Genomic DNA, 13415 nt, shown 5'->3' with positions numbered 1-13415 from the left:
TCTCATCAAACCGACTGTACCGCGGCTCTCCGTCGATATCGACCTTGTTTACTTTGCCGATGGACGACCGAGACACAGCGCTCAAAAACATCACGGCCGCACTCGGACGCATTGCCGATACCATCCAACGGGCAATGCCCGATACGGAGATCATCCGGTCATTCGAGGATCGGGCCGATGCCCTCAGGCTGTTCGTCACACAGGGTGGCGACCGCATCAAGATCGAGCTATCGCCCGTCCTCCGAGGATCCGTATTTCCGGAAGAGCTGCGGGAGTTTTCACCCGGTGTCGAGGAGAAGTTTGGCTACGTCGAAATGCCGCTGCTTTCGCTTCCAGACCTCTACGCCGGCAAGATTTGCGCCGCCTTAGACCGCCAGCACCCGCGCGATCTTTTCGACGTGAAACTCCTCCTCGAAAACGAAGGACTGACGCCCGATCTCGTCAAGACGTTTATCGTCTACCTGATCAGCCACAATCGCACCATGGGCGAGCTGTTGCGCCCGGTGCGGAAGGATATTGCTGGCCTTTATGAAGGCGAGTTTTTGCAAATGGCGCAAGATGAGGTGAGCCTTGATGCACTCCTGCAAGTTCGCGAGCGTCTGATCGAGGAGATTAACGCGGCCCTGACAGAGGACCAGAAGAAATTCCTCATCTCCTTTAAATCACGAAATCCGGACTGGAACCTTCTTGGGCTGGATGATGTCGAAAAGCTTCCTGCCGTCAGATGGAAAATGCAAAATCTGGAGCGTATGCCGGAAAACAAGCACAAGGCGGCACTTGCTCATTTGCGTGATATTTTAGGAGGCCCGAATGGCGAGGCGTGACGGCCTAGTTGTGGCATGGCCGCCCGCCAAGCTAACCGCGGATCTTCGCACCCAAGTGGATCGTTTTGGCTGTGTTCGTCACGTCGTGAGCCCCAATAAATCATGCAAAAGAGCGCGTGAGATAGTCGACGCAGAGAAACAGCAGCAAGATCAACAACCAGACGGCCGCAGCGAGCGCTGCCATCCGAAACAGAGCAGTCGCCTCATTCAGGTGCATGTAGCGCCAGTAAATCAGAGCGGATTTCGCCAAGGCGATCGATAGGCTGACCGTTAGGCCGATTATGCCGGTCAGCAGGAAACTGGCGCCGATGGTCGTGGCCAGCAGAAGCATAAGGATTATCCAAATCAGAACGAGCGGATTGGCAAGGCGCATTCCACTCACCTCGCCAGATAGAAGACGGGATAGAGGAAGACCCAGACGACATCGACCAGATGCCAGTAAAGTCCGGCGGTGATCAGCACGATGGCCCGCTGGGGCAGCGGGATAGTCCCGCGCGTCGTTTGAACCGCCAGCGTCGCCAAAAGCACAACGCCGATCGTCAAGTGCAAGGCGTGCAGAGCGGTGGCAATCAGATAGAGATCCATGAAGAGGTGCTGGACGCCGGTGACATAGCGCGATTGCACGCCGGGCACAGGCAGCAACCCCTCGGTAAACTCCAGATGATATTCGTAGGCCTTGATCGCGAGGAAGCCGAGGCCGAGAACGGCGGCCGCAGCGAGCCAAGCGGCAGCCGCACTCGCCTTGCCGCCCCTGCCCGCTTCGACCCCAAGCGCCACGAACAAGCTCGATGTCAGCAGCACTGCCGTATTTATGCCCCCAATGCCGAAATGCAGGGCATGCGACGCCTGGATCACTTCCGCCGCATGCGCCAATCGAAGCGCGGCGGCAACGGAGTAGATACCGCCGAACAACATGATCTCGCTGCCGAGAAAGATGTACATGCCCATCATCGCCGCTTCGTGCTGCTGCCGGGCATCACGATAGGGCTCAGTGACGGGCAAAGTCTCAGGCATCGTCACCCTCCATCTCCACCGGATAGTCGTAAGGCGGCTTGTCGACGAGCGGCACCTTGTCGAAATTATGCTTCGGCGGCGGTGACGGCGTCGTCCATTCGAGCCCGGTCGCACCCCATGGATTGTCGCCGGCGGGCGCTCCGTACCGCAGCGAATGAATGAAATAGATGAAGGGCATGAGGTAGGCGGCGCCGAGCAGTGTAGCGCCGACCGAGGAGAAGACGTTCAGAACCTGAAATTCCGGCGGGTAGACATGGTAGCGCCTCGGCATGCCGAGGTAGCCCAGCAGAAATTGCGGGAAGAAGGTCAAGTTGAAGCCGAGAAAGATGAAAATGGCTGCCAGCCGCCCCCAGACGAGCGAATACATCCGTCCGACGATCTTCGGCCACCAGTAATGCATAGCACCAAAGAAGGCTGACACCGTGCCGCCGACCATGATGTAGTGAAAATGCGCAATGACGAAGTAGGTATCGTGCACATGCACGTCGATGGCCAACATCGCCAGCATTAGACCGGTTAAGCCGCCGAACACGAAGAGGCCGATGAAGGCCATGGCAAAGAGAAAGGGCGGATCCAGCGAGATATGGCCTTTAAACAGCGTCGCAGTCCAGTTATAGACCTTGATGCCGGAGGGAATTGCCACCGCGATGCTCAAGAACGAAAAAGCGGCGCTCGCATAGGTCGACTGGCCTGAGACGAACATATGGTGCCCCCACACAAAGAAGCCGAGAGCGGCAATCGCGACCGATGAGGCAGCGACGAACTGATAGCCGAAGATCGGCTTGCGTGCTCCGGCCGCCACCAGCTCGCTGATGACTCCGAGGGCCGGCAGCACCATGATGTAAACAGCCGGATGGCTGTAGAACCAGAAGAGGTGCTGATAAAGCAGCGGATCGCCCCCGAGCGCCGGATTGAAGATGCCGAGGCCGAAAAGCCTCTCGAGGGAGATCAGGACGAGCGTGATCGACAATACCGGTGTCGCCAGCACCAGGACCAATGAGGTGGCGTAAATCGACCATACGAACAGCGGCAGCCGGCCCCAGGTCATGCCGGGGCAGCGCAGCTTGTGCACAGTAACGATGAAATTGAGCCCGGTGAGGATCGAAGAAAAGCCGACGATGAAAACAGCGCTTGCCGCAAGGATGACATTGCCGTTGGCATACATGGTCGACAGCGGCGTATAGAAGGTCCACCCGGTATCGACACCGCCGGCGATCATTATGAAGACGGTGAAGAGACCGGCAATCATGTAGATGTACCAGCTCAGGAGATTAAGTTTGGGAAAGGCGAGATCCCTGGCGCCGATCATCAGCGGAAGGAGGAAATTGCCGAATGTGTTCGGGATCGACGGGATCAGGAAGAACCAGACCATGACGACGCCGTGGATGGTGAAAGCGCGGTTGTAGCCCTCATTGGTCAACAGATCGCCAGCCGGCGTCAACAGATCAAGGCGGATCAGCGCCGCGGCAACAGCCCCGACAAAAAAGAAGAAGGTGATCGACAGCACATAAAGGATCGCGATGCGCTTGTGGTCTGTCGTCAGCAGCCAGGATTTCAGGCTATGGCCGGCGCGCAAATAGCTGATGCGTTCGGCTGCCGTTTCCGACAGGCCACGATCATCGAGATTGGAGGGGTTCGGGCGCTGTTCCGTGGTGATCGTCACTGGGTCGCCTCCCCCGGCTGCAACGATTTGATATAGGCGACGATCTTCAGGACATCCTCTTCACTGAGTACATTCTGGAATGTCGGCATGATCGGCTGATATCCTGCCGCGACCTGCGACTGCGGCAGAAGGATGCTGTCGCGGATATATTGGTCGTCGGCGATCACGACCTCGCCGGACTGCAGCGGCACCGGATTGCCATAGAGTCCAACGAGCGAGGGCGCTCGGGTGGTCGATGCGGGATCATGGCAGCCGCTGCAACCGCGGCTGCGGAAAAGTGCCGCTCCGTCCGCCGCAAGCGTGAGATCGTTGGAGGATTGGCTCAGCCATTTGGCATAATCCGCCGGCGTCATGACGACGAAGCTGCCCGTCATTTCGGAATGGTTGCTGCCGCAATATTGCGAGCAGGCGATGCGGTAGACCCCAGGCTTGTCGGCGCTGAACCAGCTCGTCGTGTAGCGGCCGGGCACCACGTCCTGCTTGATACGCAAGGCGGGGATGAAGAGGCTATGGATGACGTCCTGCGAGGCCATCGTAAGCTTGACCGGTTCTCCTGCCGGCACGTGAAGCTCATTGATTTCCGCTTGCCCCTGCGGATGCTGGAATTTCCACATCCATTGCTTGGCAACGACGTCGATCTGCAGGGCATCGGCCGGAGCATGACGAAGGCTTGCGAACAGCTCGGTCGACCAAACGTAGAAGCCCAGCAACGCGACGAACGGAACGACGGACCAGGAGACTTCGAGCGGCATGTTGCGGTTCGAAGAATGCTTCCGGTCCGCTGGCCTGCCGCGGCGGTACTTGACCGCAAAGACGGCGATCAGGATGAAGACCGGCGCCGAAAGCGCGACGATCAGTACCGTGAAGGCGATCACCAGCAAATCCACCTGGTGGCTGTAACCGGTTGTGCTCGGGGGCCAGAGGGAGATGAAAGTCAATTTCTCCTCCCCCGAACCGATGGCTTTTCGCGCCGTCTCTCGCGTAATAGGGCGAATGCCAACAGCCCGCCGCCAGTCAACACCGTCACCCCGCCTGCCATCTGCAGGGCCGTGTGAACAAGCGGGGAATAGCGCCCAGTGGCCGGATCATAATGGTAGCAAAGCAACAGGAGCTGATCGCCCCAACTTCCGATCTGCCCCTGCCCTGCCTCCGTCAGCGCCAGCTTCAGATCGTTACCCTCAGGCGCAAGTCCGTAGAGCCAGCGGCTCAATCGTCCATCCGGCGTCAGGACGGCGACGGCGGCGTCATGCGCATATTGGCCGATATCGGGATCCCAGGCATAGCGATAGCCGAGCGCGTTCGTCACGGCATGGATATCGGACTCCGTGCCGGTCAGCGCATGCACACCCCGGGCGGTCAGCAAGGGAAAGCGGCGGCGCAATTGATCGAGGGAATTTTGCGCCTCAGTGGGCCCTTCGCGGGGATCGATCCCAAAGGCGATGATGGCGAAATCGCCCGGCGGCCGAAACGGCTGCTCCCGCACAGCCTCCATGAGACCCGACAAGGTCACCCCGCAGATGTTCGGGCAATTGTGCAGTACCGGCGCCAGCACGATCGGCTTGCCGGCGGCAAGTCCGCGCAGCGTCACGCTATGACCCCCCTCGTCCGTGAAAGTTTGATCGAGCGGGATTTTCGCGTCCAACTTTTGTTCGATGCCGGTGACGGCAAACGGATCGAAGGCTGCCGCCGCGGCCTGACTGCCGGTAAATCCCAGCAGCGCGAACACCAGCGGAAGAAGGTGGCGCATCATCATTTGGCCGCCTCCCCTTTGTCCTGATCCGGCCAGCCGCGGGCGGCGAGAAGCGCCATGGCGCGCTCGATCGGAATGTGTGCCGTCTGCGTTGCCCTGTCGGTCCAGCCATAGCCCTGCAACCGGCTCTCGGCGTCGCGCTGCAGCGCATAGCGATCGGCAGAGGGAGAAACCTCAAGACGAGGACCGTTTCGTTCCTGGGTTTGAGAGCTCGCAAGAACAGACCGCATCGAAGGCTCGACCCAGCGAAGAATGCCGAAGGCAGCCAGCACCGAGAGCCCCACCCCAATGAAGAGCGCTGAAGTCCACAGCAGGACGATGCGCGGCGAAACCTCGCGCGTCTCGTAATCCGGCTCTGTCTTCGGCGGTTGCCGCCGTCTGCGAAAGATCGGGCTCATTGCGAGACCTCCGCCTGATAGCTCGGTCTCAATCGCACAAGCAGAACCGTCGACCGGGCAAGGACCGCCAAGCCAATCTGCGTGAAGCCGGTCAGCGACAGGAGATAGGCCGAAATCGCAGGCCCAAGATGCTCCGTCAACTCAGGCATCGTCAGCCAAGCATATTCCAACAGTGCGCCGGCAAGCACAGCAACCGACAGCGTGATCAGCCATGCCGGAGATGTGCGGACAGGCGGGAAAAACAGCAGCAACAGCGGCAGAAGATGCAGCAGCGTGATCAGGTATTCGGCAAACGCCCAAATGCCCTCGCCGCGTCGCTGATACCAGGCAACCCCCTTAGGAAGATTGCCGGACCAGATGATGAAATACTGCATAAAGGCGAGATAGACCCAGAAGAGGATCGCGGTCAGCAGGAGGCCACCTAGCACGCCAGGCCGCCTTACGGGAGCGGCGGATAGCCGCAGCACGATCAGCAGCGACAGTGCCGTCAACATCTGACTTGCCAGTATATAGAGGCCGAAGCCGGAGGAATGGAATTGCGGATCGAGCGACATCAACCAGTCGACCGACAAGAGCTCATGCAAAAGCACGAAGGCTATGAGTCCCCCCGAGGCCAGCGACAGAGAACGGCGGGGTCTCGCTACCAGCGCCCACGCAAGCCAGCAGGCTCCCGAAAGGATCGCCAGGGTGCGAGCATCGAAGAAAAGCGGCGTCAGATAGACCTTCTTGAAAGCCCCCAGCGGCGCCTCTCGCGCCCATTCGTAGATCCAGGGAAGCCCGATCATGATCGGTAGCGAGGCAACGAGAGCGAGCGGCAACAGCAGCAGCGCCGGCTCGGCGACGGTCAGCAACTCGTCACGCCAGATGCCGGGAATGATGCGCATCATCATCGTCAGGCAGAGGGCGCCGAGCGGCAATGCGCTCATGAAGACGAGGGCCGCCAGCCAGCCGATCAGCGCCGCTTGGGGCGAGAACAGTGTCATCGCCAGCGCCGTCAGGCAAAAGATCACGCCACTTACGGCGAGCATGTTGCTCGGCAGGGCTTCGACGCGGCTCATGATCCCGCCCCTTCCAACCGTGCTCGATCTTCCGGCGGCAGAATGGCGACGGGAGCGTTCCGACTGAATTGCAGCGCACGGATATAGGCTGCGATCGCCCAGCGATCGGCCGGAGGAACCCTGTCGGCATAGGAATACATCACGCCATGGCCATTGTTCATGACGTCGACGAAATAGCGCGAAGGAGCATTGCGCAGCCGGTCGATATGGAAACTCGGCGGATGCGGAAAGCCGCGCGCCGGCACTGTGCCGTTGCCATCGCCATCGGTGTCGTGGCAGGGCGTGCAATAGATGCCGAAGCGTTCCTGTCCACGCCGCAGCAATTCGGCTGTCATCGTCGGACGATTGGCAAGAGCGGCGTATTCTTGGGCAGCATCGCGCGCGACTGTCCCTTGCGGCGGCGCCTGCAGCGACTTGCCGTCGGCAAAGAGCGAACTCTTTTCATAGGAATCGTAGCGCGGCTGGTGGTTCATGTCGTCGCAGGCTGCGAGCAGCAGAACGGGTACGAGATAGAGCGGTGCACTTCTCATTCCGGCTGCTCCGTATGTTCCACGGTTTCGACGCGCACCGGATCGAGGCCTTCCAGAAAAGCCCGCGTGCGTTTCAGATGGAACCGGGCATCGTTGCTGAAAAGCACGAGAAAGAACTTGTCCGAGCTCGCCAAATGAAACGCGTCGACATCGAAAAGCGGATGATGGAGGCGTGGCAGACGGTTCAGCAGAAGCATGCCGAAGACCGCAAACAGCACGGCGAAAAGCACGGTCAGCTCGAAGGTGATCAGCATGAAGGACTGCCAGGCATAAAGCGGGCGCGCGCCGATAATGATCTGATAGGCATAGTTGGTGTAGACCTGCAGACCATAGGCGACGGCGGCACCGACGATCCCGCCGGCAAAAGTCAGCCACGGCACGATGTGTTCTTTAAGATCCAGCACGTCGGTCAGTTCCTGCACCGGATAGGGCGAATAGGCGTCTAAAGCCCGAAAGCCGGCCTTGCGTGCGCGCTTGACGCCTTCCACCAGCCGTTCTGGTCTGTCGAATTCGGCGAGCAGGCCGAAAACCGCACTTTTCGGGCTGGGTTCATGCATGGCTCAAATCCCCCGTTTCCCTGAGCGCCTCTTTGACTTCGAAGGCCGAGATGACCGGAAGGAAGCGCACGAACAACAGGAAGGGCGTGAAGAAAACGCCGAGCATACCGGCAAAAAGGCCCCACTCCCAAATGCTTGGATGGTAGACGCCCCAGGAGGAGACGAGATAATCGCGATAAAGCGATGTCGTCAGCAGCATATAGCGCTCGAACCACATGCCGATGGTGACCGAAAGGCCGATCAGGAACAGAATGACCGGCTGGCGGCGAACGGCGCCATACCATAAAAGCTGCAGCGGCACGAAATTGAGGATGACCGCGCCCCAGTAGCTATAGGCGTAGATGCCGGTCAGCCGATCCACCATCGTCCCGACGTCCTGCCGATCGCCGCCATAGAGGCTGTCGAAGACCTCCGCGACATAGCCGTAGGCCGTCATCAATCCCGTTGCCAGCACGAAGCATCCGAGCAAGTCGAGATGGCGCTCGGTGACGAGATCGCCGAGCCCCAGCGCATGGCGCAGCGTCACGGCAATCATCGCCACGACGGCAAAGCCGGAAAAGGCCGCGCCCAGCACGAAATATGGCGGGAAGACCGTCGAGGTCCAACCGGGTATCGGACCAGCGGCAAAGAGCAGCGAAACTTCCGAGTGAACCGAAACCACCAGAGGCACCGCTATGGCGGCGGTCAGTCGATAGGACTGGTTCCAGCGTGCCCAATGCCTCGCCGAACCGCGCCAGCCAAGCGCTGCGAGGCCGTAGAACACCTGCTGCCAGCGTTTTTTTGCCCGATCGCGGACGGTGGCAAGATCGGGGACGATGCCGATATACCAGAAGAGAATCGAGACGGTGAGATAGGTCAGCACCGCGAAAAAATCCCAGCTCAAGGGACTTTTGAATTGCGGCGAGATCGTCATGGTATTCGGATAGGGCGCGATCCAATAAAAAAACCAGGGACGTCCGAGATGAAGGATTGGGTATAGGCCTGCGCAGACAACGGCAAAGAGGGTCATCGCCTCGGCGAAGCGGTTCAGCGAGTTGCGCCAGTGCGCGCTTAGAAGCAGAAGCAACGCCGAGATCAGCGTCCCGGCGTGTCCAATGCCGAGAAACCAGATGTAGTTGGCGATCGCCAAACCCCAATTGACAGGAATGTTTTCGCCCCAGACGCCCACCCCGTAGATGAGCAGAACCGCCGACGACACGACGAAGCTTATGAGCAGCAGCAGCGACACCAAAAAGCAGGCCCACCATGCCCTGGGGGCCGGATATTTCAGTGGGATCCGGGTGATCTTCGGTTCGTTACGACCTGCCGTTACATCGCTCATGCCTTAGCCTCCTTCCGGAGGATGCTCTTATCCTCTATGCGGGCGAGATAGGTCGTCCGCGGGCGGGTATTGGCCTCCTCAAGCAACGTATAATCCCGTGATTCCGCCTTACGGCGGCTGACAGCGGAATTGGGATCGGCGACGTTGCCGAAAACAATCGCCTGCGTTGGACAGGCTTGCTGGCAGGCGGTTACGACTTCACCATCGCGGATAGGCCGGCCCTCTTTATCGGCAACGATGCGAGCTTCGGCGATGCGCTGCACGCAGTATGTGCATTTCTCCATGACGCCGCGGCTTCGTACGGTCACGTCCGGGTTGCGCATGGCTTTGACGGATTCGGCATCGTTTCCGGTGTAGTCGAACCAGTTGAAGCGGCGGACCTTGTATGGGCAATAGGACGAACAGGTGCGTGTGCCGATGCAACGGTTGTAGACCTGCAGGTTCAGCCCCTCGATGCTGTGGACGGCGGCGTTGACAGGGCAGCCCATTTCGCAAGGTGCCTGCTCGCAATGCATGCAGGGAACCGGCTCGAAATAGGATTTCGGCTCCGTGACATCGCCTTCGTAATAGTGATCGATGCGAATCCAATGCATTTGCCGGCCTTCGGCGATCAGGTCCTTGCCGACGACCGGAATATTATTTTCAGCCTGACAGGCGGTGACACAGGCGTTGCAGCCGATGCAAAGGTCGAGGTCGATCGACATTCCCCAGGAAGGGTCGGACTTTGGCTTGCCCGGATAGAACGAGGGCTGCTCCTTCTTGTCGCTCCTCTGCGATTGCGGCTCGAGCTCGCCGACGTCTACGCTGCGGACGAAATCGAAACCGTCCATTGCCTGGTTCAGTTGCGTCGTCGCGACCGTCAGCGTCTTGCCCGTCGGCTCGATTCTGACGTTGTTCCTGTGCCACAGTTCATTGGATCGCCGCAGCAGGTAAGCGTCGTAACCGAGATTTGCGGCGATCGAGTCCTTCAGTTTCCGGCCGTAACCAAGCGTGACTGTCAGCGTCTGCGTTTCCTGACCCGGCATGATCCACACCGGGCCGGTGATCGAAACGGCATCTACCGCCAGCCGAACCTCGTCACCATTCTTCAGCCCCTTCTCAGCCGCAAGCTGCGGACTGAGGAGAATGACATTGCCCCAGGTGATCTTGGTCAGCGGGCGGGGTGTCTCCTGCGCCCAGGCGTTTTCGGAAAGCGTACCGTCCCAAATGCCAGCATCGGGGCGGAGGACGAGCGTCAGAGCCACGGCGGCATCGATGGCAGAGGGGGGAATTTGTCGGCCGGTAACCGTCGGCACGATCAGCGGCGGTGCGCTGCCCTCCACGAAGCCTCGGTTGAGGCTGTCGCGCCAGCGACTGTCGAAATCGGTTCCCCATGCCGTTTTCCAGGTCTGCTGCACGACATCCCGGTCCACTGCGGCGTGTCCCACCAAGTTTTCCAACACTGCGTGCGCCGAACGCACGTCATAGAACGGCCGGACCAGCGGTTGAATGAGGCTTATGGTGCCGTCGACCGCGCGTGCATCACTCCAACTTTCGAGATCGTGCTGAAGCGGGACATGCCATTGGCAGAAGGAGGCAGTCTCATCGACATGCTGCGCTGCATGGATGCTGAGCCCCACCTTTCGCAGGGCTTTGCGGAAATCGAGATCGGCCGGCGCCATATAGGCCGGATCGATGCCGACGATCGCGAGCGTCGAGACTTTGCCCGCCTGCATATCTGCCGCAAGCGCCTCGAGCGATTGCGCACCGTCGGGCGGCGTGGCAACGATAGGGTCGGAGAAACGCAGGGTGGTGCCGAGGCTTCCGAGCTTTTCATTCAGCAGCAATCCGAGCGACTGGGTATTCTCGTCGTGATGCGCGCCGACGAGAAGCAATGCGTTATGCTGCGAGGCTTTGAGCGCATCCGAGGCGACGTCGATCCATCGACGTTCCTTGTCAGAGAGTTCGACATTGCCGAGACCATCCAAGCCGATGCGCCCGCCCAGCGCCCGAAGCAGGCGATCCATCGTCGAGACGGATGCGGCGAGCCGCATGTCCGCGACGGAGCCGGTCGTCGACGGAGTGGGTTCGGCGACGAAGAGGCGGGATGGGCCTTGCCGCGCCTGCCGCAATCGGCGGCGATCGCCAAAGAGGCGCGCGTTGAGCGTCTGCCTCGGACCGGGGCCGAGAAAATCGTCGTCGAGGCTTACGATCGTTTCGGCAGCATCGAAGGCCGGATGCATGATCAATGGCCGGCCGAATACTTGGGCGGTCGCGGCGAGCCGAAGCGCGTCCGAGACCGGATCGCAGACATGCCAGCGCGCCCTTGGCCAACGCTTCATCATCGCGCCTATCTGCCGAAACAGCGTCGGGGAGCTCACAGGCCCTGTCAGCAGGCGAAAGCCTTCCCCCTGCAGCTTGTCCAAAGCGTTCGCATTCGTGGCCATCTCCGCATCGAAGGCGCTCCAGTCCACCGGTTTGCCGAAGTGCAGCGGAGTTTGCGAACGGCCCGGATCGTAAAGGCCGAGAAGAGCTGCCTGCGTGAAGGCGTCCGTTGTACCCTTCGATGCTGGATGGTCCGGATTGCCTTCCAATTTGACAGGGCGGCCGGTAAACGTCTTGCCGAGGACCGGCTGCGCAGAGCCGACAAAAATGACCGCCGTTGAATACCATTTCGCCACGCCCACCGTCATGCCGTCGGGAGCCTCGACATAGGGCAACGCGGTTTCGTCCTCTTCGCCCTTACATGCCGATAGGCCGGCAAGGGCCAGCGAAGCCCCCATGACCTTCAGCAGCGAACGGCGATCGAGGTTGATCGGGCGGCTATGAAGTGCCGGAAACTGCTCCCTTGCGTATCGTTTGAAAGGCTCCGTGTCGGAGAGTTCTTTCAAAACCCTCTGGAAATGCCGCCCCGTCTTGCCGGCGAGCCGCTTGCGGATTGCTTCCTCGGAGGACGGGCGGTTGGTCATCAAATCACCTGTGACAGATGTTGCATTGAGTGAGTTTGGCCGGCTCGATGCCGTAGGCTTTCACCACGAGCGCGCCAAAATCCTTGTGTTGTTCGGGATGAGCGTCCCAATCGGACCAGTCCATCCGCGTCACCTGGTCAGGCGGGCGCAGGTTCGGCGCGGGGTCTCGATGACAGTTCAGACACCACTGCATCTGAAAGGGTCGTGCGCGCGACATGAGCGGCATCTGATCGACGCGACCGTGGCAGGTCACGCAGGGAACGCCACGGGTAACATGGATCGAATGGTTGAAATAGACATAGTCCGGCAGCCGTGACACACGGTTCCATCGCAACGGGACGTTCGCCGCCAGACTGTGCCTGACCGCCGCCAGCATGGGTGCTCCGGTCCATATCTGCGAATGACAGCTCATGCAGATATGGGTCGCCGGCAGGCCGGCATATGCGCTCGTTTCGACAGACGTGTGGCAATAACGGCAGTCGATGCCGAGGCCGGCGACGTGATGCTCATGGCTGAAGGGAACAGGCTGATCCTGCACCCAGCCGATCAGAGTTCCATAGCTTGAGCTGGCATAGCCGCCCACAAACAGGATCAGTAAAAATATGAGGATGGCGGCGGCGAGCAGGAAGGCGCGCAGTCTAGTATCTGCAGAAGCCGTGAAAATCTGCGCCACCGAGTTCCCCTGCATTGATTGTATAACGACGTCAAACGTCAGGTAAGAACGAAAGTTCCCCGCCTTCTCCCTTGTGATTTTGCTTTCCCACCGCTGTGGGCACCTGCCTTCTTGGGCGATGCAACAATCTATTCAGCCGTGGGGTACATCACCGAGATCGGAAGGCGCGGCCGGCTCCAAACCCGCCCCTTAGTCTTGACTGCGCCGCGGGCGAAGAAAGCAAGTTCCTCGCCGTCGGCTGCTGGTTAGCAATGTAGGGCTGGAACGATGATGCGCATCGCCCATTTGAAGCTATGCGCGCCGCAAGCTATGATCTGGAGCTTTTGAGCGAAGAATATCGCCTGACGAGAAGTCGCACCTCCTATCCAAGAAACATTCCGTCAGCCGGCCTTGACACTTCACAGGCGGCGCTTACGGAGGCGCCCGTTCGGAAGCATACCGTTCTCGGACGGTCTGCGACCTTTTGTCTTCGAATAGGAACATTCTCAACTTCGGACCGTTCGAGGCACATCCGAATTTCTATGGAGCCGAAACATGGCGATGACGGTTGGCGATTTCATTGTAAGGCGCCTGCTGGAGTGGGGCGTGCGTCGAATGTTCGGCTATCCCGGCGATGGCATCAACGGCATGTTCGGGGCACTGAACCGCGCAAAGGACAAGATTTCATTCGTGCAAGCCC

14 protein-coding genes are annotated in these 13415 nt (G+C 59.9%); 2 read left to right on the top strand and 12 right to left on the bottom strand.

All coding sequences use genetic code 11. The features are described from left to right. Positions 1–59: 59 nt before the first annotated feature. On the top strand, positions 60–824 hold the full coding sequence (locus QDY28_RS28170; RefSeq protein WP_331384603.1) for a nucleotidyl transferase AbiEii/AbiGii toxin family protein: 765 nt from the start codon (positions 60–62) through the stop codon (positions 822–824). A 100-nt stretch (positions 825–924) separates the two neighbouring features. Here QDY28_RS28170 and QDY28_RS28165 read toward each other — a convergent pair whose 3' ends face one another. Genes QDY28_RS28165 through QDY28_RS28110 form a run of 12 tightly spaced genes read right to left on the bottom strand, consistent with a single transcriptional unit; the run spans position 925 to position 12736 of the window. Continuing rightward, on the bottom strand, positions 925–1197 hold the full coding sequence (locus QDY28_RS28165) for a cytochrome C oxidase subunit IV family protein (protein WP_331384588.1): 273 nt from the start codon (positions 1195–1197) through the stop codon (positions 925–927). Between the two features lie 5 nt (positions 1198–1202). Further along, positions 1203–1838 carry a cytochrome c oxidase subunit 3 gene (locus tag QDY28_RS28160; protein ID WP_331384587.1) on the bottom strand — a complete coding sequence of 212 codons (636 nt, stop codon included), beginning with the start codon at positions 1836–1838 and terminating at the stop codon, positions 1203–1205. Continuing rightward, the gene (gene ctaD, locus QDY28_RS28155) at positions 1831–3447 is read right to left on the bottom strand and encodes a cytochrome c oxidase subunit I (RefSeq protein WP_331384602.1); all 1617 of its coding nucleotides are present in this window, start codon (positions 3445–3447) and stop codon (positions 1831–1833) included. Before ctaD ends, QDY28_RS28160 begins: the two co-directional genes overlap by 8 nt. Before the next feature lie 50 nt (positions 3448–3497). After that, positions 3498–4439: a cytochrome c oxidase subunit II gene (coxB, locus tag QDY28_RS28150; RefSeq protein WP_331384586.1), complete on the bottom strand. Its 942-nt coding sequence runs from the start codon at positions 4437–4439 to the stop codon at positions 3498–3500. After that, complete coding sequence (locus QDY28_RS28145; protein ID WP_331384585.1) at positions 4436–5254, bottom strand: SCO family protein; 819 nt, start codon at positions 5252–5254, stop codon at positions 4436–4438. The genes coxB and QDY28_RS28145 overlap by 4 nt, the downstream gene beginning before the upstream one ends. Then, the gene (locus QDY28_RS28140; protein WP_331384584.1) at positions 5251–5649 is read right to left on the bottom strand and encodes a hypothetical protein; all 399 of its coding nucleotides are present in this window, start codon (positions 5647–5649) and stop codon (positions 5251–5253) included. The genes QDY28_RS28145 and QDY28_RS28140 overlap by 4 nt, the downstream gene beginning before the upstream one ends. Then, on the bottom strand, positions 5646–6707 hold the full coding sequence (locus QDY28_RS28135) for a hypothetical protein (RefSeq protein WP_331384583.1): 1062 nt from the start codon (positions 6705–6707) through the stop codon (positions 5646–5648). Before QDY28_RS28135 ends, QDY28_RS28140 begins: the two co-directional genes overlap by 4 nt. Then, complete coding sequence (locus QDY28_RS28130; protein WP_331384582.1) at positions 6704–7237, bottom strand: c-type cytochrome; 534 nt, start codon at positions 7235–7237, stop codon at positions 6704–6706. Before QDY28_RS28130 ends, QDY28_RS28135 begins: the two co-directional genes overlap by 4 nt. Beyond that, entirely contained in the window at positions 7234–7794 is a 561-nt protein-coding gene (locus QDY28_RS28125) for a DUF3341 domain-containing protein (protein WP_331384581.1), read from the bottom strand. Before QDY28_RS28125 ends, QDY28_RS28130 begins: the two co-directional genes overlap by 4 nt. Then, on the bottom strand, positions 7787–9115 hold the full coding sequence (gene nrfD, locus QDY28_RS28120; RefSeq protein ID WP_331384580.1) for an NrfD/PsrC family molybdoenzyme membrane anchor subunit: 1329 nt from the start codon (positions 9113–9115) through the stop codon (positions 7787–7789). Before nrfD ends, QDY28_RS28125 begins: the two co-directional genes overlap by 8 nt. Further along, complete coding sequence (locus QDY28_RS28115) at positions 9112–12063, bottom strand: 4Fe-4S dicluster domain-containing protein (RefSeq protein WP_331384579.1); 2952 nt, start codon at positions 12061–12063, stop codon at positions 9112–9114. Before QDY28_RS28115 ends, nrfD begins: the two co-directional genes overlap by 4 nt. Positions 12064–12067: 4 nt before the next feature. Further along, a complete protein-coding gene (locus tag QDY28_RS28110) occupies positions 12068–12736 on the bottom strand; it encodes a cytochrome c3 family protein (RefSeq protein ID WP_331384578.1) in 669 nt (222 codons plus the stop codon). A gap of 534 nt (positions 12737–13270) precedes the next feature. Here QDY28_RS28110 and QDY28_RS28105 point away from each other — a divergent pair. After that, positions 13271–13415, top strand: a 145-nt coding sequence (locus QDY28_RS28105; protein WP_331384601.1) for a thiamine pyrophosphate-binding protein, incomplete at its 3' end; no start/stop codon positions are given.

It is taken from the genome of Rhizobium sp. BR 362 (genome assembly GCF_036528765.1).
GTDB lineage: Bacteria > Pseudomonadota > Alphaproteobacteria > Rhizobiales > Rhizobiaceae > Rhizobium.
Note: the sequence above shows the minus strand (reverse complement) of the source record. Positions and strands in the feature narration are given on the sequence as shown.